Annotated in this window: 28 protein-coding genes; 9 read left to right on the plus strand and 19 right to left on the minus strand. The window is 39.5% G+C overall.

Going from position 1 to position 26,592, the window contains the following annotated elements:
- Window positions 1-127: 127 nt before the first annotated feature.
- Window positions 128-1,120 carry a thioredoxin-disulfide reductase gene (gene trxB / locus ACSHZO_RS15025; protein WP_298248300.1) on the minus strand — a complete coding sequence of 331 codons (993 nt, stop codon included), beginning with the start codon at window positions 1,118-1,120 and terminating at the stop codon, window positions 128-130.
- 156 nt (window positions 1,121-1,276) lie between these two features.
- Between trxB and ACSHZO_RS15030 the strand changes: the two genes are divergently transcribed.
- From ACSHZO_RS15030 to ACSHZO_RS15050, 5 genes are all read left to right on the plus strand, one after another.
- Window positions 1,277-1,915 carry a trimeric intracellular cation channel family protein gene (locus ACSHZO_RS15030; RefSeq protein WP_141877985.1) on the plus strand — a complete coding sequence of 213 codons (639 nt, stop codon included), beginning with the start codon at window positions 1,277-1,279 and terminating at the stop codon, window positions 1,913-1,915.
- A gap of 60 nt (window positions 1,916-1,975) precedes the next feature.
- Window positions 1,976-2,668: a LytR/AlgR family response regulator transcription factor gene (locus tag ACSHZO_RS15035; protein ID WP_298248299.1), complete on the plus strand. Its 693-nt coding sequence runs from the start codon at window positions 1,976-1,978 to the stop codon at window positions 2,666-2,668.
- 155 nt (window positions 2,669-2,823) lie between these two features.
- Window positions 2,824-3,591, plus strand: a complete 768-nt coding sequence (locus ACSHZO_RS15040; protein ID WP_298248298.1) for a hypothetical protein — start codon at window positions 2,824-2,826, stop codon at window positions 3,589-3,591.
- Between the two features lie 4 nt (window positions 3,592-3,595).
- Entirely contained in the window at window positions 3,596-4,120 is a 525-nt protein-coding gene (locus ACSHZO_RS15045) for a nuclear transport factor 2 family protein (protein ID WP_298248297.1), read from the plus strand.
- A 94-nt stretch (window positions 4,121-4,214) separates the two neighbouring features.
- Complete coding sequence (locus ACSHZO_RS15050) at window positions 4,215-4,907, plus strand: cupin domain-containing protein (protein ID WP_298248296.1); 693 nt, start codon at window positions 4,215-4,217, stop codon at window positions 4,905-4,907.
- 89 nt (window positions 4,908-4,996) lie between these two features.
- Here the strand turns inward: ACSHZO_RS15050 and ACSHZO_RS15055 are convergent, their stop codons facing one another.
- From ACSHZO_RS15055 to ACSHZO_RS15090, 8 genes are all read right to left on the minus strand, one after another.
- Complete coding sequence (locus tag ACSHZO_RS15055) at window positions 4,997-5,410, minus strand: DUF6691 family protein (protein ID WP_298248295.1); 414 nt, start codon at window positions 5,408-5,410, stop codon at window positions 4,997-4,999.
- A 3-nt stretch (window positions 5,411-5,413) separates the two neighbouring features.
- A complete protein-coding gene (locus tag ACSHZO_RS15060; RefSeq protein WP_298248294.1) occupies window positions 5,414-5,971 on the minus strand; it encodes a YeeE/YedE family protein in 558 nt (185 codons plus the stop codon).
- A 64-nt stretch (window positions 5,972-6,035) separates the two neighbouring features.
- Window positions 6,036-6,941 (minus strand): NAD(P)-dependent oxidoreductase, encoded by a 906-nt coding sequence (locus ACSHZO_RS15065; protein WP_298248293.1) that lies wholly within the window; start codon window positions 6,939-6,941, stop codon window positions 6,036-6,038.
- 66 nt (window positions 6,942-7,007) lie between these two features.
- A complete protein-coding gene (locus ACSHZO_RS15070) occupies window positions 7,008-8,549 on the minus strand; it encodes an acyl-CoA carboxylase subunit beta (protein WP_298248292.1) in 1,542 nt (513 codons plus the stop codon).
- Window positions 8,550-8,574: 25 nt separating this feature from the next.
- Window positions 8,575-10,017 carry an acetyl-CoA carboxylase biotin carboxylase subunit gene (gene accC / locus ACSHZO_RS15075; RefSeq protein ID WP_298248291.1) on the minus strand — a complete coding sequence of 481 codons (1,443 nt, stop codon included), beginning with the start codon at window positions 10,015-10,017 and terminating at the stop codon, window positions 8,575-8,577.
- 31 nt (window positions 10,018-10,048) lie between these two features.
- On the minus strand, window positions 10,049-10,534 hold the full coding sequence (locus ACSHZO_RS15080) for an acetyl-CoA carboxylase biotin carboxyl carrier protein subunit (protein WP_141877994.1): 486 nt from the start codon (window positions 10,532-10,534) through the stop codon (window positions 10,049-10,051).
- Window positions 10,535-10,745: 211 nt separating this feature from the next.
- A complete protein-coding gene (locus tag ACSHZO_RS15085) occupies window positions 10,746-12,086 on the minus strand; it encodes an MBL fold metallo-hydrolase (protein WP_298248290.1) in 1,341 nt (446 codons plus the stop codon).
- A 30-nt stretch (window positions 12,087-12,116) separates the two neighbouring features.
- Window positions 12,117-12,989, minus strand: a complete 873-nt coding sequence (locus tag ACSHZO_RS15090) for a sterol desaturase family protein (RefSeq protein ID WP_298248289.1) — start codon at window positions 12,987-12,989, stop codon at window positions 12,117-12,119.
- A gap of 168 nt (window positions 12,990-13,157) precedes the next feature.
- Here ACSHZO_RS15090 and ACSHZO_RS15095 point away from each other — a divergent pair, with 168 nt between their 5' ends.
- Window positions 13,158-14,156 (plus strand): aldo/keto reductase, encoded by a 999-nt coding sequence (locus tag ACSHZO_RS15095; protein ID WP_298248288.1) that lies wholly within the window; start codon window positions 13,158-13,160, stop codon window positions 14,154-14,156.
- A gap of 30 nt (window positions 14,157-14,186) precedes the next feature.
- On the opposite strand, the gene ACSHZO_RS15100 is transcribed toward ACSHZO_RS15095, so the two are convergent.
- The 10 genes from ACSHZO_RS15100 to ACSHZO_RS15145 all read right to left on the minus strand — a co-directional run bounded on the left by ACSHZO_RS15100 (window position 14,187) and on the right by ACSHZO_RS15145 (window position 22,457).
- Window positions 14,187-14,597 carry a hypothetical protein gene (locus ACSHZO_RS15100; RefSeq protein ID WP_298248287.1) on the minus strand — a complete coding sequence of 137 codons (411 nt, stop codon included), beginning with the start codon at window positions 14,595-14,597 and terminating at the stop codon, window positions 14,187-14,189.
- Between the two features lie 131 nt (window positions 14,598-14,728).
- Window positions 14,729-15,430 (minus strand): nitroreductase family protein, encoded by a 702-nt coding sequence (locus ACSHZO_RS15105; protein WP_298248286.1) that lies wholly within the window; start codon window positions 15,428-15,430, stop codon window positions 14,729-14,731.
- Between the two features lie 7 nt (window positions 15,431-15,437).
- Window positions 15,438-16,844, minus strand: a complete 1,407-nt coding sequence (locus ACSHZO_RS15110; RefSeq protein ID WP_298248285.1) for a coniferyl aldehyde dehydrogenase — start codon at window positions 16,842-16,844, stop codon at window positions 15,438-15,440.
- Between the two features lie 72 nt (window positions 16,845-16,916).
- Window positions 16,917-17,528 carry a class I SAM-dependent methyltransferase gene (locus tag ACSHZO_RS15115; protein WP_298248284.1) on the minus strand — a complete coding sequence of 204 codons (612 nt, stop codon included), beginning with the start codon at window positions 17,526-17,528 and terminating at the stop codon, window positions 16,917-16,919.
- A 2-nt stretch (window positions 17,529-17,530) separates the two neighbouring features.
- Window positions 17,531-18,019: a DUF2231 domain-containing protein gene (locus tag ACSHZO_RS15120; RefSeq protein ID WP_298248283.1), complete on the minus strand. Its 489-nt coding sequence runs from the start codon at window positions 18,017-18,019 to the stop codon at window positions 17,531-17,533.
- Window positions 18,019-18,333 carry a hypothetical protein gene (locus ACSHZO_RS15125; RefSeq protein ID WP_295181291.1) on the minus strand — a complete coding sequence of 105 codons (315 nt, stop codon included), beginning with the start codon at window positions 18,331-18,333 and terminating at the stop codon, window positions 18,019-18,021. The genes ACSHZO_RS15120 and ACSHZO_RS15125 overlap by 1 nt, the downstream gene beginning before the upstream one ends.
- Window positions 18,334-18,410: 77 nt before the next feature.
- Entirely contained in the window at window positions 18,411-19,454 is a 1,044-nt protein-coding gene (locus ACSHZO_RS15130) for a cytochrome d ubiquinol oxidase subunit II (protein WP_298248282.1), read from the minus strand.
- Window positions 19,455-19,456: 2 nt separating this feature from the next.
- The gene (locus ACSHZO_RS15135) at window positions 19,457-20,758 is read right to left on the minus strand and encodes a cytochrome ubiquinol oxidase subunit I (protein WP_298248281.1); all 1,302 of its coding nucleotides are present in this window, start codon (window positions 20,756-20,758) and stop codon (window positions 19,457-19,459) included.
- Window positions 20,759-20,954: 196 nt separating this feature from the next.
- Complete coding sequence (locus tag ACSHZO_RS15140; RefSeq protein ID WP_298248280.1) at window positions 20,955-21,755, minus strand: sulfite exporter TauE/SafE family protein; 801 nt, start codon at window positions 21,753-21,755, stop codon at window positions 20,955-20,957.
- 69 nt (window positions 21,756-21,824) lie between these two features.
- A complete protein-coding gene (locus ACSHZO_RS15145) occupies window positions 21,825-22,457 on the minus strand; it encodes a Crp/Fnr family transcriptional regulator (RefSeq protein ID WP_298248279.1) in 633 nt (210 codons plus the stop codon).
- A gap of 246 nt (window positions 22,458-22,703) precedes the next feature.
- On the opposite strand from ACSHZO_RS15145, the gene ACSHZO_RS15150 reads away from it, so the two are divergent.
- From ACSHZO_RS15150 to ACSHZO_RS15160, 3 genes are all read left to right on the plus strand, one after another.
- A complete protein-coding gene (locus tag ACSHZO_RS15150) occupies window positions 22,704-24,086 on the plus strand; it encodes an NAD-dependent succinate-semialdehyde dehydrogenase (protein ID WP_298248278.1) in 1,383 nt (460 codons plus the stop codon).
- Between the two features lie 167 nt (window positions 24,087-24,253).
- The gene (gene xerA, locus ACSHZO_RS15155) at window positions 24,254-25,411 is read left to right on the plus strand and encodes a site-specific tyrosine recombinase/integron integrase (RefSeq protein WP_298248277.1); all 1,158 of its coding nucleotides are present in this window, start codon (window positions 24,254-24,256) and stop codon (window positions 25,409-25,411) included.
- A 73-nt stretch (window positions 25,412-25,484) separates the two neighbouring features.
- On the plus strand, window positions 25,485-26,384 hold the full coding sequence (locus ACSHZO_RS15160; RefSeq protein WP_298248276.1) for a toll/interleukin-1 receptor domain-containing protein: 900 nt from the start codon (window positions 25,485-25,487) through the stop codon (window positions 26,382-26,384).
- Window positions 26,385-26,592: the final 208 nt, after the last annotated feature.

The following is a 26,592-nucleotide window of genomic DNA, read 5'->3' on the forward strand; positions in this document are numbered from 1 at the left end:
ATACGAAGAAAGGGTTCAACTTTAGATAAAAGTTAAACCCCTTTATTTAGAACTTACACACTTTACGGGATAGTGTCCGCAATTGCGGGACTTTTTTTCTTTTATATAGTACCATATAGTACCTGAATTAAACTGTTTCAGGTCTTGTTTGTGGCTTTTGAATATCTTCTTCCACTTCTATTTCTGCAAGATATCTTTCTGCATCCAGTGCTGCCATACATCCTGTTCCAGCAGCAGTAATTGCCTGTCTGTAAACCTTATCCTGAACATCACCGGAAGCAAAAACTCCTGGGATATTAGTTCTCGTGGTCTTGCTCTCGGTAATCACGTAACCAGTTTCATCCATATCTAACCAACCTTTGAAAATATCGGTATTTGGTTTATGTCCAATAGCAACAAAAAATCCTGTAATATCGATTTCTTCCTTCTGTCCAGTCTGGTTATTCACCATTCTAAGTCCTTCGACTACCTGCTCACCAAGAATCTCATCTACTTCAGTATTATAACGAAGATCAATGTTCTTGGTAGTTTCCACACGATGCTGCATTGCTTTAGAAGCTTTCATATAGTCCTTACGAACCAGCATGGTCACTTTATTACAAATATTAGATAAGTAAGTAGCTTCTTCCGCAGCGGTATCACCACCACCTACTATAGCAACATCCTGACCTTTATAAAAGAACCCATCGCATACTGCACATGCAGATACTCCTCCACCTCTAAGCTTTTGCTCACTAGGTAGACCTAAATACTTGGCAGTTGCACCGGTAGATATAATTACACTTTCAGCTTCGATCCAGGTCTTATTGTCTACAAGAGCTCTGTGGATCCCTCCTACTTCTTTTGAAAAGTCAACTTCAGTGATCATTCCAATTCTCACCTTTGTTCCAAAACGTTCAGCCTGCTGTTGCAGATCCATCATCATTTTTGGACCATCGATACCTTCAGGATAACCTGGGAAATTGTCAACTTCCGTGGTGGTAGTTAACTGTCCGCCTGGTTCCATTCCGGTATACATAACTGGTTTCATATCTGCCCTTGCGGCATAGATCGCTGCTGTATAACCCGCAGGACCTGAACCTATGATCAGGCATTTTATTCTTTCGATAGTATCACTCATGTCTTTTGGTTTTCTATGTTATAAAAGTAGGTAGTTTGTGCTAAAACTTACAAAAATAGATACTAACTTAATCTATATCTAAATAGGAAGCTAAAATAAGCACGAAACTATCACTCAATCAGGCAAATTTAAAAGATAAAACTACCTTTGCCAAGTATGGAAATAAGTTTGTTTAGCATCCTGGATATCCTCGGTACGATCGCATTCGCGATTTCCGGTGCTTTATCTGCCATGAACCGTAGACTTGATCTCTTCGGTATCTTTATAATTGCTTTCGTTACAGCTATTGGCGGTGGAACTGTGCGGGATATTCTAATTGGAGATACCCCGGTTACCTGGATGGAAAATATCATGTACATATATCTCATTGGTATCGTAACAATTCTGGCGATCGTCTTCAGAAATAAGCTGAATTATTTAAAGAAATCACTTTTTCTATTTGATACCATAGGACTTGGTGTATTTACCATTACCGGAGTGGAAACCGGAATACAGAACGGTCTTGATCCAATAATTTCTGTAGCACTTGGCGCCATGACTGGAACGTTTGGTGGTGTTCTACGGGACATTCTCTGTAATGAAATTCCGGTGATCTTTAGAAAAGAGATCTATGCAACCGCCTGCCTTATTGGAGCGCTTGCCTATGTCACTCTTTACGACCTGGGAATGAATGCGGACGTAATTTACCTCGCTACAGCGCTTACAGTAATTAGCATAAGACTTGTTGTTGTAAAATATAAAATCACACTTCCCTCCTTCTATCCTACTTCCCCCGGAAGTTCAAGAATAAGATAAACCCCTCATACTCCTCTGGTTATCAATAGTTTCAGTATATTTATAGTATACTTTTGATGAATGACCAGGCAAGCGAAGATCATTATTGTTGAAAACAACATTCCCATGGCTGCAAAGTTATCTTTACGGCTTAATAAACTGGGCTATCAAATCACAGGTATATTCTCTAGAGCAAAAGATGCGCTTAATTTTATAGAACAGGATGCACCAGATCTTATTCTGATGGAAGATCATCTTAAAGGTCAGCTGAATGGGTTTGAATCCAATAAGTCAAAGGGGGATCATTCAGTTCTGTATTTCAACGGAAGTAAAACAAAGTCACTTCAGAAGTTAATTTTCCATAAACTGAAAGATCAGAAACAATTCTTTAAAGAGGAGATTTCAGAATCGCTAGAAAAATTACGAAAGAAGCCAGCGAAAACGGACTGTCAACTTATTCTGAAAGACCGGATCTTTGTTCGCTGCCAGGATACCATGGTAAGAATTTCGCTTGATGATATTCACTATATCGAAGCAGACCGCAATTATTGCAAGGTATATTCCAGGAATAAGAAATTTCTGCTGGTTTGTTCCCTGAAAGAAGTCAATGATAAAATTACCGATAAACGTTTTTTAAGAATTCATCGATCGTATATTGCCAATCTCTCCCATATCGATGAGATAGGAAGCAATCATGTCCTCATCGCTTCTCATACACTTCCTCTGAGTAAGAACATGAGAATAGAGCTATTTCAACATTTACAGGTCATATAGCGTTGTAACTCATCCTCCTTATCTTTAAATTTTTTCTCTTCGGAAACTTTTTAGCTACGCCCGGACAGTTTTAGCCTGGTTACGTCCAAAACCTACTCATATACAATGGATTACTTGCTAAATTCAAGGTTATTAACCATAAAAAACCAGACCAAATGAAATTACTACGATCCTTTTCGATTCTCCTGACTCTTTCGCTATGTTCCACAAGTCTATTGACCGCGCAGAATGATAATTATCAAATGTATGTTGTTCACAAAGATCGCGTTAAAGACGGTATGATGGATAAGCATATTGAAGCCGACAAAGCCTTACTGAAAGCTGCTAAAGAGCACAATATGGATGGAATGGAATGGCTGGCATTTCAGGCAGATGATAATCGCCTAATGTACCTCACTGAAATTGACAATTTTGCGGAACTGGATAAAAATCCTTTCAAAGACCTGCAGGAAAAAATGGGCGAAGAAGCTTTCGAAAAGCTCTTTGAACCTTTTGCTGAAACTTTTACCAAACACGGAGACTATATTCTAAATCTTGATAAAGAGCATTCCTACATGCCTGAAGGTATGGATCAAAGTATGGAAGGAATGAATTACAGAGAGCTTGTGTTTTATCATATTCCTCCAGGAAAAATAGATAAAGCTGTAGAAATGGCTAAAGCTGCCAAGAAACTTTATGAAGATAAAGATTCAAAAGCTTACTACCGACTTTATAGAAGTGGCTTCGGAACTATGGATTCCTATTTTATGGTAGCCGTTTCTGGTAAGGATGCTGCTTCAGTAGAAAAAATGAGAAAAGAGAATGGGGAGTTACTTGGCGAAGAAGGTGAAAAGCTATCTTCAGAAATACAGAAAGTTTTCTCTAAACGTGAAGTTGTTACGGGACATGTAAAACCTGAGATCTCTTACCAGGCTGAAAATTAAGATTATGAAAAATTTATTCATTTTATTTTCATGCATATTTCTACTTATTTCCTGTAATCAGAATAATAAGGAGGAAGAAAAGATCCGGTACACGCAAGATTCAGAACAGATCAATACTTTTAAAAATGTTCTGCAGAATTATGAGAACGGAGAATGGGATGAGTATCAATCCCACTTCGCAGACAGCGTAGAACTTTTTTATAATAGTCGGGAATCAATAGATGTATCTGCCGCGGTAGCTATGCACAAGCAGAATAACTCGGCACTTTCTTCCTATGATTTCGTGGATTCTGAAAATGAATTTGAAATGGTGGTGACAGATGCCGGGGAAACCTGGGTTAATTTCTGGGGAGAATGGGAAGGTACAATCGCAGAAAACGATTCAATGATCGTGATCCCGGTGCATATAACCGCCAGATTTCAGGATGGAAAGATCGTAAAGGAATATCTCTATTTCGATAATGCCGGAATGAACGATGCTCTTAGAATGCTGGAAGAATCGAGAAGCATGCAGGATTCCATCGAGTAGTAATTTGTAGACAGGAACCTCAAAGTTCTAAAGGAGTGTTTTAGCAAAGTCTGCTGATATTAGTAATATAAAATCATCAATATCTATATAGACAATGAATATAATATCTTTAAAGTATTCAGGAATTCAGGTTTTTACCTTACTCTTCCTGTTTTCAGTAATAAAAATACATGCACAGGATGCGATAAAGATCGATCCTGAACATTACAAAGTAGAACTTGAAAATGACCAGGTTAGAGTTCTTCGAATTAACTACAATGCCGGGGAGTCCTCAAAAATGCATACGCATCCTGAAGGAGTAGCCGTGTTTCTTACCGAGCATACTGCGAGTATGAAAACCGGTGAGGGAAAGACGCTTAAAATGCAGGGAAATAGCGGAGATGTTTTATGGGTGGACAAAACCAAACACGAACCTATGAACATTGGTGATACCTCGTTTAAAGTAATTCAGATAGAACTAAAGAACAATACCAAAGCAGCTGGTAAAAAAAGTCTGCACTTATTCAAGCTTCCGGATGATGTTAGTGAGAAGCAAGTAAGTGATTTCCTTAAGGAAATGAATCATGCGATTAGTGAAGAAGGATACCCGGAAGCCGGTTATCATTTGTATAAAATCGCAGAGAATAATGATTACAGCTATTTTATGGAAGGTGTCTGGCCAGATTCAGCTGCCTATGATAAAATCCATAATTCTGAAAAGTGGAAAGCTGTTGCTGAAAAAGGTAAAGAAATGATAGATAAAATTCGGACCCAGGAATTATATATGAAGGCTGAAAAAGTGAATTAGCCAGAGCTTATTTCCAGAGTTTAGATTTAATTAAAAAAGTTGCTGAGATTTAAGATTTCAGCAAGCTTTTTTATGTTATAGTCTATTGATTAATGCGGAAGTTTATCACGTAAAAGTCCGTAAACAAAGGTCCCAAGCATTGCTGCCAGGAAAACTACGATCACGGCTACATAACCTGCACCAATGAGTGTATAAATTGGTCCCGGGCAGGCTCCTGCTAGCGCCCATCCCAATCCAAAAATAATTCCGCCATACATATATTTACTGAAACTTTTTTCTTTTGGCTGAAAAGTGATTGGTTCACCCTGAACATCCTTCATTCCTTTTTTCTTGATCAGTAAAGTCCCAAGTACGCCAATGACTAGAGCTGAACCTATGATTCCATACATATGGAATGACTCGAACCTGAACATCTCGTAGATCCTGAACCAGGAAGCTGCTTCAGACTTGAACATTACAATACCGAACATGATTCCTATTACTAAATATCCTACTACTCTCATCTCTTAAAAAATTAAAGGGAACAACACATGGATCATAAATAATCCACCTATAAAAAATCCAACTACAGCGATCAACGAAGGCAACTGTAAATTACTAAGTCCTGAAATCGCGTGTCCAGAAGTACATCCACCAGCCCATCTAGCACCAAAACCTATCAAAAATCCTCCAATAATAAGGATACTAAGCGCTTTCCAGTCTGTAAGAGCATCAATGTCATATAATTCATCTGGAAGATATGCTTCACCTGCACTGGAAAAACCAAGTTCATTAAGGTTTGCGACCGTATCTGGATTAATGGTCACTGCAGGATCTACGGTTAGAAAGTTCATCGCTATAAAACCACCAATGGCGGCTCCAACGATCACCACAAGATTCCACTTTTGAGCTCTCCAGTTAAAATCAAAAAAGCCGGCAGATTTATCTGCTCCACATATAGTACATAAAGTTCGAAGGTTTGAAGACATTCCAAACTGCTTCCCCATAAAAATGAGGAGAAACATAATGAGTGCGATAAGCGGTCCAGCCACATACCAGGGCCAACCCTGAAAAATTAGATCCATAATTATTTTTTATTGATTGCAAAGATGCGAGAAGTGCACCGATATTTAAGTAACAATGGTTACACTATCTATCATCACAAAAGTTTGCCAGATTTTGTAGTATTTTTTCAGAAAGCCTTACAAGAGTTTGGGACGACCAGCCTGCACTTTTATCGTGGGCGATCACATTATCTCCTTTCTTTATTTCTTCGGAAAGCTCTTTCCCACCATCACCATCGAAGATCCCAAAACTGGAATCCTGCGCTATCCAGTTACTGAAGCTATCAAGTTCAAAAGGAAGCCCCAGGCTGGTATTGATAACAATTTTAGAATTTCCAAACTTCTGAAAATATTCTGAAGTCATTACCTGAGTATTTTTTGGCAAATGGAAGCTTAGTACATCACAGGTTTCCACTAGTTCCGGTAATTCAAGATATTTCAAACCTTTCTTCTCATAATCCTGTTTCCTGGTTTTGCTATGATAGTAAAGATCTGCTCCAAACGGCTTTAAACAATCTGCCAGCAGCTTTCCGGTAGTTCCCAGACCTACAATCCCAATTTTAAGATCGGTTAGCTCCCGGGGCATGTCTTTCCATTGTTTACCAGAATACCCATTTAATAATTGAATCAATTCAGAAATTATAAATTCAGCTACACCAGGATCTCCATAATCGCGAATTCCGCACACTTCGATTCCGTGATCCCGGGCGAACCTCACCGCCACATTTGCAGATTCATCATCGTACAGGCTACAAGCCATTCCTATATACTTTAAGCTGGAACAGCACTCTATGATATTTTCGGTAATCTGAGTATGCCATGACAAAATAATCGCTTCTGCATCACCTATCCTATCTATAATTGTCTGCTCATCTTCCGGGTAATCGTCATATACCTCTACCCCGTTATCTGAAAATTCCTTCAGTTTAGTTATGGACTCCTCGTTCATTTTTGTATGGTCTACCAGAACGATCTTATTGAATTTCATCATTTTCAAATTTCAGTAAAAAATAAATGCTGAATTCCCATTCAGCATTTATATGTAATTTGAAATTCCCTATAACGGGATATTACCGTGTTTTCTATCCGGTCTTAGAACCGCTTTATTTTCAAGTGCACTAAACGCACGTATCAACTTTCTACGCGTATCCTTCGGCATGATCACCTCATCGATGAAGCCACGTTGTGCAGCTTCAAAAGGAGTGGCGAATTTTTCAGCATATTCAGCTTCCTTTTCTGACAGTTTCTTTTCCGGATCCTCTGCTTGTGATATCTCTTTCCTAAAGATAATTTCTGAAGCTCCTTTTGCTCCCATTACCGCAATTTCCGCAGTAGGCCAGGCAAAGTTAAGATCGGCTCCAATATGCTTGGAATTCATTACATCATAGGCACCACCATAAGCCTTCCTGGTGATCACCGTGACTTTAGGAACTGTCGCCTCACTCAATGCATATAACAATTTTGCGCCATGCAGGATGATCCCGTTCCATTCCTGATCTGTTCCCGGAAGGAAACCTGGTACATCAACCAGCACCAATAGGGGAATATTAAAGCAATCACAGAACCTGGTGAATCTCGCTGCTTTTTTGGAAGCGTCTACATCCAGAACTCCCGCAAGACTCATTGGCTGGTTCGCAATGATCCCGACACTACGTCCTCCAATTCGTGAAAAACCAACAATAATATTCTCGGCGTAATCTTTATGAATTTCGAAGAATGAATCCTCATCTATAATACCATGAATGATTTCATGCATATCATAAGGCTTATTGGAACTGTCAGGCACGATACTTTCCAGTATTTCCCTGTGTTCATCGCCTAATTTAAATTCCAGCTTTTCTGGAGCAGTTTTGTTATTCTGCGGCATATAACTTATTAATTGCTTGATATTTTCAAGACAAATGATATCGTTTGCAGCAGTCACATGTGTAACCCCGGATTTTGTAGAATGTGTGCTGGCTCCTCCAAGTTCTTCGGAAGTCACCTCTTCATTAGTTACCGTTTTCACTACGTTAGGACCGGTAACGAACATATAGGAAGTATCCTCCACCATTAGGGTGAAGTCGGTCATAGCAGGAGAATATACAGCTCCACCGGCACAAGGTCCCATAATAGCTGAAATTTGAGGAACTACGCCTGAAGCTTTTACGTTTCTGTGAAATATATCAGCATATCCACCTAGAGATTTTACTCCTTCCTGGATCCTTGCTCCTCCGGAATCGTTTAGTCCAATAAGCGGTGCACCAACCTTTACAGCCATATCCATGATCTTACAGATCTTCTCGGCGTGGGTTTCTGAAAGTGAACCTCCAAAAACCGTGAAATCCTGTGCAAATACATACACCAACCTGCCGTGAATTGTTCCATAACCTGTAACAACCCCATCACCATAGAATTTCTGATTGTCCATTCCAAAGTCGGTAGTACGGTGGGTCACCAGGATGCCTATCTCCTCAAAGGAATTTTCATCCAGAAGATAATCTACGCGCTCTCTGGCGGTAAGTTTCTTCTTTTCGTGTTGCTTGGCTATTCTTTGCTCACCTCCACCCTTGTGGGCTTCAGCAATCTTTTCTTTTAATTTTTCTAGATTCTGACTCATTCGTATGATTCTGAATTATATAGAATTAGTTTGAAGGCAGCCTTAGCTGTTCCTTATCATTTAAATATTGTTTAAGCGCCAGTAATGCTGCCAGTCTGGCTTCCTGTTCTGTTTCTTCTTTCAGCGCATACGGCGAATAATATTTCTTGACAAAATGGGTGTCAAAATCACCGCTTCTGAAAGCATCATGCTGGAAAACGAATTTTCCGAAGGCAAGGGTTGTGGAAACACCTTCCACGATATAATTGTCGATCGCCTTGATCATCACCTCGATCGCTTCTTCCCGGGTTTTACCATAGGTCACCAATTTTGCAAGCATGGGATCATAATAGATAGGTACTTCCATTCCTTCTCCAAAACCATTGTCCATTCGAATTCCTTCACCCTGCGGAATCTGGTATTTCTCAAGGGTTCCCGTACTTGGCATAAAATCTTCCAGAGGATCTTCAGCATAAACGCGGAGTTCCATAGCGTGTCCTTTGATCTTTAAGTCATCCTGGCTAAAAGCAATTGCCTCCCCACGAGCGATCCTGATCTGTTGTTCAACAAGATCCACACCCGTTATATATTCGGTTACAGGGTGTTCTACCTGTAATCTCGTGTTCATTTCCAGGAAATAAAAATTCCTGTTCTCATCGAAAAGAAATTCCACTGTTCCTGCGCCTACATAATCACAGGCCTTGGCAACTTTTACTGCTGCCTCCCCCATTTTTGCCCGCAAGTCATCATCAAGAACCACTGAAGGTGCTTCTTCCACAACTTTCTGATGTCTTCGCTGTACACTGCATTCTCTTTCGAACAGATGTAAATAATTACCGTGAGTATCAGATAATACCTGTATTTCAATATGTCTTGGTGAAGAAACGTATTTCTCGATAAAGACCGAGCCATCGCCAAAAGCAGATTCAGCTTCGCTAATCGCTCTCTTCATCTGGTCTTCCAGGTTTTCTTCTTTCTCAACAACACGCATTCCTTTTCCTCCACCACCAGCAGAGGCTTTGATAAGAATTGGAAAGCCAATGTCTCTTCCAATTGACTTTGCTTTTTCAGTATCGGTAATCGCTTCGTCTATCCCGGGAACCATAGGAATATCGTAGGCTTTAACCGCATCTTTCGCGGCAAGCTTACTTCCCATTACCTTGATCGCTTTACTACCAGGACCAATCCAGGTAATGCCATTTTTTTCCACAGCTTCAGCAAAACCTGCATTTTCACTAAGGAAACCATAACCTGGGTGAATCCCGTCCACGCTGAGTTGTTTGGCAACTTCAATGATCTTATCTCCTTTAAGGTAAGATTCGCTGGATGCCGCAGGTCCAATGCAAACTGCTTCATCTGCAAACCGAACGTGAGGTGCGTTTCTATCTGCTTCAGAATAAACTGCAACCGTATCTATACCCATACGTTTTACAGTTTTCATTACTCTAAGCGCGATCTCGCCTCTATTTGCTACTAATATTTTCTTCATATTTCTAATCCTGAAATTTTGAATATTATCATTATTCCATTTCGATCAATAACTGATTCTTTTCTACCGTATCTGCCTTGCTTACGCTAACAGATTTCACCACGCCATCTCTGGGTGCCGTAAGTGTATTTTCCATTTTCATGGCCTCAAGAACCAGCAGATAATCACCTTCTTTGACCTCATCACCTTCTTTTACATTTACTTCCAGGATAAGTCCTGGCATAGGTGCCTTGATATCGTTTACTTGCTGAGAGCTACCTAATGAAAGTCCCATCTCCTCTATCAACTGGTCCAGATCGTTATTGATCCTTACCGAATAGATATTGGAGTTGATCTTAATGTCATATTTTCTGTGAAGGAAATCTGGTTTGAAGACTTCTGCGGAAAAGGAACGATTATCTTTTAAGATATGATAATGTGCTTCTGAAGTTTTCTGGGTATCCAGTGCAGCGATCTCTTCCTGGCTGAACTCGAACTCAAAATCTTCATTTACTTTAACCTTGTATTTTTTATCCATAAATACGTTTATGTATTGATTTTAACCGTAGGAGCGTAAATATAGAAAAATTACAAAGCAATTTCTATTGCTGAAATATCAAAAAAAGCCCAAAATATTTAAACTTCTATCTAAAGGTTTCTCGATTTAAAGCCGATCATTAAAAATTTGACAGCTTTCCATAAAAAAAGCCCGGGAATTTCCCAGGCTCTAATTTTGAATTTAGTTACTATTATTTAAATTCCTTGATATCATCACTAAGGTCATAAACCCTTGTGGCTTCAAAGATATTTTCAAGAATACTGCTACCTGCAGCAGATCTGTAACCTCCGGCACAATGAACCACTACCGGTTTGTGTGAAGGAATCTCGATATGTTCCTTTCTAAGTTGATTTAAAGGAACAGCGATCGCATCTTCGAAAAACTTACCTTCATTCACTTCGCTGGTATTTCTAATATCCACGATCGTGTAGTTGTTCTGGTTGTTTTTGAAATCTTCGAGGTCAAATTCCCTGTTTTCCACTGGAAGATTTTCTCCAAGCGTATAAACTCCTTTGATCTGTTTTTCATAACCAATCTTCGCAGCTCTTTCAAGTACTTCTTCAAGTTGGTCTACAGATTCGATCACCAGGTAAAATGCTTCTTCCGGTTTAACGATCGCACCCAGCCAGGTTTCAAACTTATCTTTTTCTGAACGGCACATGATATTAATACTATTAGAAAGATGACCGTTTTTAAAAGTTTCTTCATCCCTGGTATCTACTACCAGCATATCTTCATCTTCTTTCTCAGTAACATAAAGACGTACTTCATTAGCCCATTTGGTACGCTGTACATTCTCTGGCCCGGTTTTGTTCACATCTACATCAAAACCAAAATAGCTAGGAATGAATGGCTGATCCTTCAGTATTTCCTCAATAAACTCTTCTTCTGCCTGTTCTTTAAATGCCCAGTTGCCCTGTCTTTCATTTCCAAGTGTACTGGAAGAATCATCGCTCATGTTTTTTCCGCAGAGAGAACCTGCACCGTGAGCAGGATACACCAACGCATCATCTGGAAGATCTGTAAATTTATTCTTGATCGTGTGATACATATCACTCGCCAGTTCCTTTCGTTTAGCGGTCATATTCCCAGCCTTTTCGCGAAGATCTGGTCTTCCTACGTTTCCAATGAACAAAGTGTCACCGGTAAAAAGTGCAGTGTCTTTGTCCTCTTTCGCAACTATCGTAATACTATCTGGTGAGTGCCCTGGGGTATTGATCGCACTAAAGGTGATCTTACCCATTTCCAAACTGTCGCCATCATCAAATCCCTGGTGAGGATAATCTGCTCCCACCATCTCACTGGTATAAATAGTCGCACCCGTTTCCTGGTGAATTTGCATATGTCCGCTAATAAAATCGGCATGTGGATGCGTTTCAAAAATAGCCACGATCTTAGCATTCTTGGATTCAGCATAAGAATAATACTGCATCGGGTTTCTGGATGGATCAACCAGCGCCATTTTACCTTCACTAACAATAGCATAAGAATAATGTGCCAGTGGTTCGTCTTTAAATTGCTTTAAATCCATAATATGATCTTTATTTATTGTTCTTAAACTTTATTTTCTTCTGAAAGGATACAGGGTCTGACTTTTAAAAGTCTCCGGAAAATTTTCATCTCCATGAAATCCTAATTCTATTTGTTTTCCATTCTTCGGAATATAGGCGGTACCAAAGAGATAATCCCAGATACTAAGACTTAACCCGAAGTTCATTCCAAAGGGTCTGTCCTTGGGCAATTCTTTACTATGATGCCAGATATGCATTTTTGGATTGTTAAAAATGTAACCCAGGGGTCCGTAGCCCCAACCTAGATTCGCATGATTTAAATGACCAACCAATACTGCAAACATATGTACCACGAAAAACTCCTGTATCCCAAAGCCAATCATAGCCAGCGGAATATATTGAACCGTTTTATATATGATGGTTTCCATAAAATGAAACCGGAACTGTGCCGCAAAACCCATTTGCTTTACACTATGATGTACCTTATGAAACTCCCATAACCATATCCTGCGATGCAACTGCCTGTGAACGTTCCACTGAATAAAGTCGGCGATCACGAACATGATAAGTAATTGCGTCCAGGCTGGTAGCTGATCTATTTGAAAAGCAACAATATTATTGATCCCGAAAAGTCCCAGAAAATCATTGAATATCTCGACGGCAACATTACTCAGCGCATTATATCCAATAAGCGAAAACAGGAAAAAATTGAATACTATATAAAAAGAGTCGAGCCAGAATCCCTTACGTATTGGTTTTTGCTCTTTTCTCCAGGGGATCAATACCTCTAACGTCCAAACCAAAAGGGACAAACCTATAAGCCAGTAAAAATAACTGGTCCAGGTAGGACTGGTAATCTCGTTCCAGAGGTAATTTGCATACCCTGAAAAAGAACTCTGGATGATCTCTAGATATTTCTCCACATTCATTGCTTTACAAAAATAGAAATATCTTGTGGGATAGGAAGTAACATTGGTTACAGTTGTTTTTTGAGAAACTTAACGTACGAAAACCTTGTATGTTAGAGTGCGTTAAACATCCCTTTCAGGCTATAGCTTTTGCCTAATTTTAAACTGCTAAAAAAATGAATTATGAGTAGAGAAGTTTTAAAACAAAAGTTCGGACTAGGTGGTGTAGCCATTGGAAACGGTTTCAAAGTACTTAGCGATAAAGAAGCAGAAAAAACCCTTGAAGGAGCATGGAATGCAGGTGTGCGTTATTATGATACCTCTCCATGGTATGGATTGGGATTAAGTGAACGAAGATTTGGACATTTTCTGCATAACAAAAAACGTGAAGATTATATCCTTACGACCAAAGCAGGTAGACTATTAAAGGCTAATGGAAATAAGCCGGAAACAATGTGGAATGAACCTTCTCCTTTCGATTATGAATATGATTATTCTGCAGAAGCTGTAAGAAGATCTGTTGAAGACAGTTTACAAAGACTGGGAGTTGAAAGCATAGACTATGTATTTATTCATGATCTTTCACCAGATCATAACGATGAATATAAAGATGGTACAACCTGGCTGGATCATTTTGAAGTAGCAAAAACTGGCGCGATGCCAGAACTTACCAGAATGCGAGAAGAAGGAATTATTAAAGGTTGGGGTCTTGGAGTTAATACCATAGAACCTATAGTAAAAACCCTGGAAGAGACAGATGCAGATCCTGATCTGTTCCTTTCTGCTATTCAGTACTCTATGATCGATCATAAAAAATCGCTGGATGAATTATTTCCCGTGATTGAGAAACACGACGTGGGACTTATTGCTGCAGCACCATTTAGTGCTGGCCTGTTATCAGGACAGAAGCGCTATAATTATAGTGGGGCAATGCCCAATGATAAAGTAGAGCAGTTAAACGGAATGAAAGAAGTAGCAGAGAAGTATGACGTGGATCTAAGTAAGGCTTCCATTCAATTCTCTTATGCTCCTAAAGTTGTAAATACGGTGCTGGCAGGTGCCAGTAAGCCAGAGCAGGTAGAAGAGAACATGAAAGCTTTTGAGACGAAGATTCCATCAGGTTTCTGGCAGGAGCTTAAAGAGAGGAACCTCATCGATAGCAGATGTGAAACTCCAGAATAATCCTCAAACCCCGGCATCTACCGGGGTTTTCTATTTTAGTTGCAGTCTTAAGTAATAGTTTCTTCCAAAGCTTAGAAAGAATATCAAATAGCCAAGTAATACCATTAAGATCACCCCAAGTACGAGGCTGTTATAATCATATTTTAAATACAGAAAGAAATATAGCAAAGCGATAAGGATCGCAGAGGGCATAAAATACTTTGACATCACAAATCCTGAAACCTGGATATGTATGCTTTCATCTTTACTAAGTGTAAAAGCAAGTGGCCGACTACCACACCAGTCTATCTTAGCTTCCAGACTGTAAATACCTGGCGGGACCGAATACATAATTGTTTCATTATCGCCGATATCACCAATCTTTTTTCCATTAAGATATAGCTCAAAATTTCTCATTTTATTTGCCCATTCTGAATCACGCTGTATGTACATAACTGGCATTTAATTGATTAGTTTAGGTTTTGTAACAAATGTTACTTTCAATTTTTGAGCTTTCACCTACATTGCAAGCGGTTAGATTTTACAGGTTTTTAAAATTGAACGTCGTATCACCCTACAGATACGGCGTTTTTTCATTCGTAAAACTCCGTGATCTGTGATTGCGTTTTTCGCTCAATATCCGGTACCAAGGCGTTTTTCGAAGCATAACCTACCGGCAATAATAAATAAGGTCTTTCATTCTTTGGCCGTTTGAGAATGTTTGAAAGAAAGTTCATAGGGTTGGGTGTATGCGTCAAAGTGACAAGTCCGGCATTATGAATAGCAGAAATTAGCATTCCGCAGGCGATCCCAACCGACTCATTTACATAGTAATTCGTAAGTTTTTCATCTTTAGATCCGATTTCGTAGGCTTCCTTAAAAACCACAATGATCCAGGGGGCGATCTCTAAAAACTCCTTATTGGTATCGGTTCCCAAAGGCGCCAGATCTTTCAGCCATTGTTCGCTCATCCTGCTACTATAATTAGTCTGTTCTTCCTCTTCTGCAGCGATTCTTATATCTCTTTTAATTTCTTCAGAAGAGATCGCGCAAAATTTCCAGGGCTGTTTATGTGCTCCTGAAGGCGCCGTTCCAGCAGAAAGAATCAATTGCTCAATAATTTCTTTCGCTACCGGTCGAGCTGAAAAATGTCTAACCGATCTTCGAGCAGTAAGTGCTGAATAGAACTTTCTGGCTCTTACCAGCATTTCGGCCTCTGTAAACTCTTCAGAATAAAAGGGAATGTGCGGGAATCCGTTTACCTCAACTATTTTCTGTTTTAAATCTCCTTCCATAAAATCTCTAAACTTTGCTAATATCTCCCATTACGCCAATTAGTTTCTTTATAATGTCGGTATAAGGTGGATGCAGAATATCTGTTGCCGCGAATTTCTTCTGTTGCATGACTGCCCGCTTTTTCGAGAAGGTTTTAAAACCGTCAAAACCGTGATAGTGCCCCATTCCGCTTGCTCCCACTCCACCAAAAGGCAACCTGTGTTGCGCCAGATGGTAAATAGTATCATTAATGGTCACTCCACCTGAAAGCGTGAATTTTAAAAGATGATCTATACGATCCTGGTTATCATCAAAATAGTAAAGTGCCAGAGGTTTCGCATTCGCGTTTACATATTCGATTCCCTGCTCCACGGATTCACGGTTTAATACGGGCAATAGCGGACCAAAGATCTCTTCCTGCATAATCGCCATCTCATCGTTAACGCCCAGGACCAATTTTGGAGTCATCATTCCTTCTGGTAACTCATTGGTTTTGCACAATTCGATAATTTTGGCACCTTTTTGTTTAGCTTCTTCGAGTAAAGATATTAAACGTTTAAAATGTTTATCGCTAATGATATAGGAATACTGTTTGTTGTTCGCAATATCTGGATAGAACTTTTCTACTACCTGTTTGCTGTATTCTATAAACTTATCATTTAAATCTGCAGGCATAACCAGGTAATCTGGTGCGACACAGGTTTGCCCGGCATTAAAAAGTTTACCAGCCATGATCCTCTTTGCAGCTAGTTCCAGATCGTAGGATTCATGAATGATCGCCGGGGATTTTCCACCAAGTTCCAGAGTGACCGGTGTAAGGTTTGGTGCCACTGCTTCCATAATCAATTTTCCCACCCGGGTGGAACCGGTAAAGAATAGATGATCAAATGGTAGCGAAGAAAAATCTTTGGCAAGCTCTGCATCACCAGTGACACAGTGGATATAATATCTGTCAAATGTCTTATTGATCAAATCTTTGATCACTTCTGCCGATGCCGGAGCAATTTCCGAAGGTTTGATGATCGCATGATTTCCCGCGGCTATTGCGTCTACCAATGGACTAAGTGTTAACAGAACCTGGTAATTCCAGGCGCCCATGATGCCTACAGAACCTAGAGGCTGGAATTGATAGTATGCAGTAGAAGGCAACAAAAACCATGAACTGCGAACCGATTTTCTTTTCATCCAGCTTTTAAGATGTCGCCGGGCATGTTTGATCTCATCATGTAAAGGAAAAAGTTCCAGAATGCTTGTTTCTTCAGAGCTACGATGACCAAAATCCTGAGAAACGGCTTCTATCAATCGTTCCTGGTTTTTTTCTACCATTTCTGAAAGACTAGCCAAGGCCTCCATTCTCTGTTCGTATTCTGGAGGGGACTTTGTAAATGCCTTTTGCTGAATTTTTAGTAGATCTGATAGTTCTTGTGAAGTCATAGAGTAGCCTTTAAAATTGAAGAAACATTCTAAATTTAAAGTTTTCTATGAAAATGCGACTGAGTTCGCTCTTTATTTTCTTCTGAAAAGCCCAGTCGAAAAATTCTGTTTTGCTCCCCACGGAGTTGTATGATCCCGATTCTCGAGCCTTACCGTATCAAAATCTGATTCTAAAAGCTGCTCGAGATCTGAAGTTGCGTATTTCCTGATCGTGATTCCACTACATTTATCGGGTCCGTTTTCAGAAAAAACTGATAGAAGACAATAAGCGCCAATTTTTAAAGAATTCTTCAAAACTGAAACGTAATCCTCTACCTGCTTATCTTCGGTAAGAAAATGCAGGGCCGCACGATCATGCCACAGGTCAAATGATGTTTCTGGTTTAAAGCTAGTTACATCAGACTCTATCCACTTAATTTTTTCAGCTTTAGCCCCTAATCTGTTTTGCGAATCCTGCAATGCTTTTGCTGAAATATCCAGCACATGAATGTTCACATATCCCAATTCCGATAAATGATCTACCAGAAAACTATTTCCTCCTCCAATGTCAATGATATTGGCTTCAGGTGAAAGACCAAGAGAACGGATGATCTCAAGGCTGTATACCGGCTTTGGCTGGTACCAACTGGTTTCCTCAAACTGTTTGGCATTATAAATCTTTTCCCAGTGTTCTTTTAAATCCATTTTCAATTAAATTCTGCACAATTTTCAGAAGGAATATTCACACCTGCGGCTTGCTGGTAGACCAGGCTTGCACCAAGATGACCTACATAGGCCAGGCAAGCAGAACCCGCCACTAAAAGCAGGACAACCACAAAATTAGTCAGTTTATTCCTGAAGCTTTTGAAGTAATGCAATACTATCTCCAGTAAAAGCCCAATACTGAATAACCAGGCAGTCGTGTAGGCAAAGTTCTCGTGATCTTTTAAAATAGTTGGATCACACAATTTACGGGAAACGATCCCATCTGCCAGATCACCGGTATAAATAGAAATCCAGATCCCAATAACCCCCAGGATTAGTAAAAGTCGGCCACCAAAATGCCAGGTTTCTCTTCCAGACCATAGACTCATGATCTTAAAAAGGGTGGCCAGTAACAATAAAACTATTGGAAAATGAACGGACAGAGGATGAAAAACCTCTGTCCGCCAAAATTCAGGAATTTGAGTTTCCATTATTCCATGATTTTTACTGAAATAGGATCCAGTCTTTTTCCATTCTTTTCAACTTCCACTTCTACTTTCTGTCCTTCTTCAAGTTCAGAAAACTCTACTTCGCTTCCATTTCTGGTAAGGCTGGTAGTTTCAGTAAAATATAGCTCCAAAGTCTTGTCATCATCTGTAGTAACGTAGATCTCTGTCTTATCTGCTTCTACTTCCTTTACTGTTCCCTGGTAAGTTCCAGATTCCACAGCATCTGTACTTTCACCACAAGCGACGAACAAAAGGATCGCACTCATAAACATACCTTTTAAAATTGTTGATTTCATAGACTTAAATTTAAATTAGATTGTAAAGGATGAAATTAATGAAAATCTATTAGCTCATAAATAGAGTTCCGTATTATTTAGTCTTCAGCTGTATGTTTTCCTGATCTGGACGGAATCCTGATCATATTAAACGATTTCATCAAATGAAATAATCCCGGCAATATGATCCCGCCTCCAATGATCAAAGAAATACCCAGAACATACATTACAGATTCCGGAGCAGTGTTTTCGACCATATTTACTTCCGAAGTACTGGTAATGATAAGGCGAGGAAAATGAGTGTGTACTGCAGCAAAAATGACTAATAGAATCTGTAAGCCTGCATAGATCCTGGTCTGTACACGTTTCTGTTTACCAATTGCAAACCATAGAGGAATAAGTAATAATGCTGATAATGCGATCGCTATCAGAGATATTTTATTCTGAAGAAATTCTTTTATAAAAACCAAATCATACCAGTACCCATAGAACAGCACTGCACCACCCACCAATACCAGCACTACTGTAAAGATTGCCGATTTTTGACTATACATTTTCCTGATATCACCTTCAGTTTCTCCAATTAATAAAGTTGAAGCCAGGAAAGTACAAAGTGCAGCATAGAATAATCCTGTGAGAACCGTAAAGGTATTCAGCCAAGGATACATAAAAATTTCAGCGAACGTAGTATTAGAGTAATCATCTGTAACTACAATCTTACCGCTTACCAATGCTCCAAAAGACATTCCGAGGAAAATTGGTGTAATAAGACTGGAAATCCTGAACATACGATTATACCATACCTGTGTCCCATCGATTACCGCATCATAATGCCTGAAGATAAAAGCTACACCACGCATGGTAATTCCCAGTAACACCAGCGTAAGCGGAATATGAAGATAAATGATGATAATATTAAAGTATACAGGGAAAGCGATCCAGAGAATCACGATCAAAATGATCAACCAGATATGATTTGCTTCCCATACCGGTCCCATGACCTTATAGACCGTTAGTTTATTCAATTCCTTGTTCTCCCTGGACGAAAAGAGCTCCACGATGCCAGCTCCAAAGTCGGCACCACCCAAGAGAACATATAGAAATAGAGAGAAAAACGTAAAAAAAAGTACTACGTATAACATACCTACCCGATTGAGTTATTAAGAACCTTGATCTGCCTGTGCATTAGCCAGGTTACCATCGCCGCAAGGATGGCGTAAATTGTTACGTATAGGTAAAAGCTGAATTTTAATCCAGGCATTGGCGTTACAGCTTCAGAAGTACGCATGATATTGTACACAATCCAGGGTTGTCTTCCTACTTCGGTAACTACCCAACCTGCTTCCACGGCCACAAATCCTAAAGGCGTTAGTATCGCGAACAGCCACCAGTACTTTTTGTTATTGAGCCAGCTTTTCTTCTTTAAACTGATAAAATAGATCAAAGCCGCCAGCATTAGTAAACTACCAATTCCCACCATGGCCAGGAAAGCGTAGTGTACAACAGGAACCGGTGGAAGATCTTCTTCAGGAAAATCATTCAGTCCTTTTACCTCAGCATCAAAATCTCCAAAGGCCAGGAAGGATAATGCTTTTGGTATTTCTAGCTTATTGCTCACAGTTTTATTTTCCGCATCCACGATCCCACCGATGTAAAGCGGAGCTCCTTTCTGGGTTTCATAGTGTGCTTCCATTGCCGCCAGTTTTACTGGCTGTCTTTGTGCTACATCCTTGGCAGACAGATCACCACTAATTGGTTGTAAAAGCGCTGCAACCGCTCCAAAAACTATGGCGATCTTAAAGGCAGCCTTGTGCAGATCTGGGCGTTTGTTACGTAATATTTGTATGGCATGCAGACCGGCAACAGCAAAGCCAGTAGCGGCGAAAGCAGCCAGGGTCATATGCAGAGCCTGGGTAAACCATGCATCGTTAAGAAAAGCCTTTACCGGATCTATATTCACATATGCGCCATTAAGCACATCAAATCCTGTTGGGGAATTCATCCAGGCATTAGCAGATACTACGAGAATCCCTGAGATCACTCCCGAAATTCCTACGATAATACCAGTGATCCAGTGAAAAGTTTCGGGAAGTTTTTTCCATCCATACAGGTAGAATCCAAGTGCGATCGCTTCCACAAAGAAGGCTGCACCTTCCAGCGAAAATGGCATTCCTATTACAGGACCGGCATGTTTCATAAATTCAGGCCAGAGCATTCCCAACTCAAAGGACAGCGCGGTTCCCGATACTGCACCGGTGACAAAAAAAATGGCAACTCCGCGTTGCCAGGCTTTAGTAAGTTTTAAATAAATAGGCTTTCGGGTATTCAGCCACTTTTTATGAGAAACGACCATAAAAAAGGGCATTACCATACCAATACATGCAAAAATAATATGAAATCCGAGGGTAAAAGCCATTTGGAGTCTGGCGTAATCGAGGTTTTCCATAACGGAATGATTTGGATGATATTCCGACCTCAAAAAGAAGGTTGGAACACCTGTTCTTTCGGCTTGTAAATTTACTGAATTTTAAAGGCTTCATCCCTTCAGAAACACTTTAATTTCTGAATTTAACGCATGTTCCATGAAGACTTCAGAAGAATCAAAAACTTTAGAATTTTCCGAAGTAAAACTTCAAAAGAGATTATAGCAGTTCGCTTAGAATAATATAGATACCCATCACCAGAACGAACCAACCAAAGCCTTTTTTCAACTTCTTCCCATCTATGAATTTATTCAGATAAACTCCCAGCCAGATTCCTGCAATGGAGAGCCCGGTAAATATGAGTAGAAACGGCCAGTCGATCTCAAGGTTTTGAACATCCCCCATAAAGCCGATCAAGCTTTTAAATGCGATAATGAGTAAGGAAGTAGCCACCGCTTTTTTCATGGGAAGCTTGGCGAGTAAGACCAATGCCGGGATGATAAGGAAACCACCACCAGCTCCAACGATCCCCGTTAACAGTCCAACTACGATCCCTTCTAAAATGATCAAAGGATAGTTATACTGCACTGCTTGTTCTTCACCAGTATCCTCAGTACATTTTTGAGTGATCATCGAAATTGAGGCGACCACCATGATAATCGCGAAAAATAGCATGATCCCGATATTCTTGGTAATCATGAGTCCGCCAATACTAAAGATCTCTTCTGGAATTGCTGGAACGAGGTACATCCTGGTAAGGTATACAGCGATAAATGCGGGAATTGCGAAAACAATCGCGGTCCTGAAATCTATTAATTTCTTCGGAAGATTTCTAAGCGCTCCCACCAAAGCTGAAGTTCCCACCACAAAAAGAGAATAAGCCGTCGCGGTCACAGGATTGATTGCCATAAGGTACACCAGCACCGGCACCGTAAGTATGGAACCTCCACCACCTATGAGTCCAAGCACCACTCCTATAAGTAAAGCTCCAAAATAACCGAGAATTTCAAGAATATCCATAGTAATTTAATTTCGGAACAAATGTATTGGGTTCATAGAGCACGTGCAGTAACAAGTGTTACAGAAGCATTATAGATCGATGACCTTGATCTGGTTTCTTTGTAGTTTGATCTTTCCATCCAGTTCGAGTTTCTTTAATAACCTGGAAACTACCACCCTGGACGTATGAAGATCGTATGCGATTTGCTGATGGGTACTTTGAACATTCTCATCACCATTGATCTTAGCCTTGTCCCGCAGGTATTTCATAATACGCTGATCCATATTAAGAAATGCGATCGTGTCTATAGTATCCAGCATTTCAGAAAGACGGGAGTGATAGCTTTCAAAAACAAAATTTCTCCAGCTTTTAAACCTCGCCGTCCATTCCTCCATTTTAGTGATTGGCACCATAATCATGGTAGTATCGGTTTCGGCTACCGCACGAATTTCGCTTTTGGTCTGGCCCATGCAGCAATTAAGAGTCATGGCGCAGGTATCCCCTCTTTCTATAAAGTAAAGCAGCAATTCATCACCATCACCGTCTTCGCGTAAAATTTTGATAGCACCATTGAGCAGCAAGGGCATCCCGGTAACATAATCGCCAAACTCAATAATGCGCTCCCCTGCATTGATCTTACGAATAGATCCACATTCGGCGATCTCTTCGAGCAATTCTCTTTCAAATAGGAAACCATAGGCCTCCTGCAATTCGGTCATCATAAGTTAGGATTTTTACCCTTTAAAATTAGCAAGATTATCGAGAACAATTCCCAGCGATTTGGTAGGATACTTCGGAAGCTTCGCTGAATTCGGGAAATATTGATACTTCAGAAGAAAGTTTTATAAAAATTTTAAAGTTAAGGGGCCTACCGAAGAATTCATTTAACGAAGTCTTATTAAGCTTCGGCTCTCTTAAGGCGTAACTTAGCTTTCAAGAAAAATTGCTAAACAAAAAGAAAGAAAATTATGTCTAAGGAATCAAAAATGACCACTATTAACCCAGCAACCGGGAAGGAAATTCAATCTTATGATACGATGACCAATGACGAAATGAACAAGGCGATCGAGTCCTGTCACGAAGCATTTCTGGAATGGAAAATGAAGCCTGCTGAAGAGCGCGCAAAAATTATTGTTAATATTGGAAAAGAGCTTGACAAGAATAAAGACAAACTTGCCAAATTAATGACAGAGGAAATGGGGAAACTGGAAAAGCAGGGACACCAGGAAATTGAACTCTGTTCAGCTATTTGTGATTATACTGCCGAAAACGGACCAAAGAGTCTGCAGGATGAGGAAAGAGAATTGCCAGAAGGTGGAAAAGGTTTTATTACCTACTCTCCAATGGGCGTGATCTATGGAATACAACCATGGAATTTCCCAACTTACCAGGTAGTGCGTTATTCTATTGCCAACCTTATGGCTGGAAACGGAGTATTGCTGAAGCATGCTGAAAACGTAACCGGAACAGGAATCTTACTGGAGCAAATTTACAAGGACGCTGGTTTGCCAGAAAATTTATTTAAAACACTGGTGATCTCGCATGACCAGAGTGATGAGGTGATCGAAAACAAACTAGTACGCGGAGTTACCCTTACAGGTAGCCCAAGTGCCGGAAGAATTATTGGTGAAAAAGCTGGAAAAGCACTTAAGAAAACGGTATTGGAACTGGGAAGTAATGATGCTTATATTGTGCTTGATGATGCAGATCTTGATCTTGCTGTAAAAACCTGTGTACAGGGACGTCTTTATAATAATGGAGAAACCTGTGTTGCCGCGAAAAGATTTATCGTAGTAGATGCAGTTTACGACAAATTTAGAGATGCTTTTGTAGAGCAAATGAAAAACATTAAACTTGGAGATCCTACAAGCGAAGACAGCGATCTGGGACCAATGGCTAGAAAGGATCTACGGGAAGAGCTACATGAGCAGGTAGAAGAGAGCGTGAAAAAAGGAGCTAAAATTCTATGTGGAGGGAAACTTCCAGAAGGCGACGGATTCTATTATCCAGCGACTGTACTTGAAAATCTTGAGCCAGGACAACCGGCTTACGATGATGAGCTTTTTGGACCTGTTGCGTCGTTAATCAAAGCAAAAGATACTGATGATGCTATGAGAATTGCGAATGACAGTAGATTTGGTCTTGGCGGAGGAATCTTCTCTAAAGACGAAGCTAAGGCTAAGGAATTAGCACAGAAGCATTTTGATACCGGAATGGTATTTATCAATTCTTTTGGACTTGCCAAGCCTAATATGCCTTTTGGTGGTGTGAAAGATTCAGGTTATGGTAGAGAACATGGTGGATTTGGATTGCATGAATTCGTAAATGCAAAATCTGTAATGATGGCATAAGACATTGTTCAATTTCACGAATTATTGAGGGAGCTTCGGCTCCCTTTTTTTGTACCCAATTGAAATATAAACCTCTTAACCAGCACTTTCTGTTTTTAAACGTTTTCACAAGTAATACGGTTTTACGAATCGTATTTTAATTTATGTTTGAAGGTTAATTAAATTTTATGAAGCAATTAAATTTGTTTCTATTCAGACATAAAAGTGCTGAACAGATTGGTATAGACTTTAGGTTCGACATGGAACTAAAAGCCCATTTAAAAACGTTGAAGGAAGTAAGATGGAGTCGAACCCATTCCTGCTTTTATATTCCTTCGGGCAAACAATATCTTGAAAAACTTAGCTCCCACTTCAAAACTATTGAAGTAGAGATAAATACCGCTTTACTGGATTTCTCCAGGATCCCGGATATTGCCATGGTAGAAACTGTTGAAGTAAGATTGGCCATGCGAAAGTTCGTACAATACTTAAAAGGACTCAGACACAGCCCAAGTACGATCAAAACCTATTCTTCTTTTGTGCATTCATTTCTGAAATTTCATCATGAAAAAGAGAATTACACACATAGGGATGTCGCCAGGTTTATAGAATCTGAAGTTGCTCTGAAACGCTATTCTATAAGTACACACAGGCAATGTATTAGCGCGTTAAAGCATTATTTTGAATTTAATGAAAATGCTTTATTCGATCTAAATGCCTTGAAGCGCCCCAAGAAAAGCAGTTATTTACCTACGGTTCTAAGCAAGGAAGAGCTAATCGATCTATTGCGACTTACCCGAAATTTGAAACATCGAAGTATTCTCGCCCTTATTTATTCATCAGGCTTGCGAATTGGCGAGCTGATCAATCTCGAGTTGCGGGATCTTGATATTGATAGAAGGCAAATTCTGGTTAGACAGGCGAAAGGTAGGAAAGACCGTTATGTAATGATGGCGGAAAGTTTTCTTCCTTTATTGCTGAATTATTTACAGACTTATGAACCTAAGCGTTACTTCGCTGAAGGTAACGGAGGAAAATATTCCAGTTCCGCAATTCGCGGATTTCTGAAGGATAGCTGCGAAAGAGCGAAAATCAGGAAAAGGGTGACTCCGCATACGTTAAGACACAGTTTTGCCACCCATATGCTGGAAAACGGAACAGATCTAAGATATATCCAGGAGCTCCTTGGCCACGCCAAACCGGAAACTACGATGATCTATACGCATGTAACCAAAAAAGACTTACTTAAAATTGAGAGTCCGCTGGATTCCACCATCAAGAAATTACTGGAGAAGGGAGATAAAGAACAGTCGGATCTGCGTTTATCCCGAAACATACTCGGATAAATATGTATATTTGGGTGGATATAACGAGTTGGCAGTAATTTATATCAAGATTTAGCTAATAATATAATATATAATGCATACTCCTAAAGTTTTCATTTCCTACTCACACGATACTCCTATCTATAAAAATTGGATTATTGAAATTGCAACCAGATTAAGAAGTAATGGAATAGACGCTATTATCGATGTTTGGGATTTAAAATTTGGAGAAGATCTTCCCAGATTTATGGAAGAGAATATTCTATTAGCTGATCGAGTTCTGATGTTCTGTTCAGAGAATTATGTAGAAAAAGCTAATTCAATGAAAGGAGGAGTTGGTTATGAAAAGATGATCGTAACTAGTGAAATGATTAAAGATTTAGGTACTACGAAATTCGTTCCGGTGATGGTTAAGAGTAATAAAGAAAAAGCATTACCAAGATTTATGGGCAATAGATTATATGCCGATTTTTCAAACCAAAATTTTGATTCAGAATTTAAAAATCTTGTCGATGAGATTTTAGGCATAGATAAAATAAAACCTCTATTAAAAATAAAATCACAAACAACATCAATTGTCAGTCAAATTATACCTTTTGAACACGTAGATGGAATTAAACCTGGATTAACAAAATATAGTGATATAATAAAATTGTTTGGGAGACCAGACGATTCTATAATTTCCGAAAAAGGGAGTAAATTAATTAAATATTTAGATAAAGGAATTTCCTTAATTGTAGATAAAGGTTGGGAAAATATTGATCCAATTATTGATTCTGTTATTGTATATCCGCCGTATTCTGGAAAGTCTCCGAACGGATTATATATCGGAATAAATAAAGAAAAAGCTTTAGAAATAGTCGACAATGACTATGTAAAAACATACCCGTCCGATAAAATTTTCCTTTATGGGATTACAGAAATAGATAGAAAAAGTGATTTTCAAATATGGTTTGACGCAGGCAAGTTATCCAAAATGAAAATTTTCAAATAAACTACTGCCAACATCGGTTAATCGCAAATAACGGGTTTAGTCGAAAAAGTGTAATTTTAGAAACCAGGAAAGAAAAAAGTTAATCCGACAAGTCCGCGTTCCTACTCCCGCAACTTGCGATAACCGTAACAGTTAGGTGTAATTTTTCAACTTGTGAAAGTTACCAATTTTGGGTATATTTGGAAAAAGATGAAAAATGAATAAGAAC

The organism is Christiangramia sp. 3-2217-3z (genome assembly GCF_051195275.1).
GTDB classification, from domain to species: domain Bacteria; phylum Bacteroidota; class Bacteroidia; order Flavobacteriales; family Flavobacteriaceae; genus Christiangramia; species Christiangramia marina.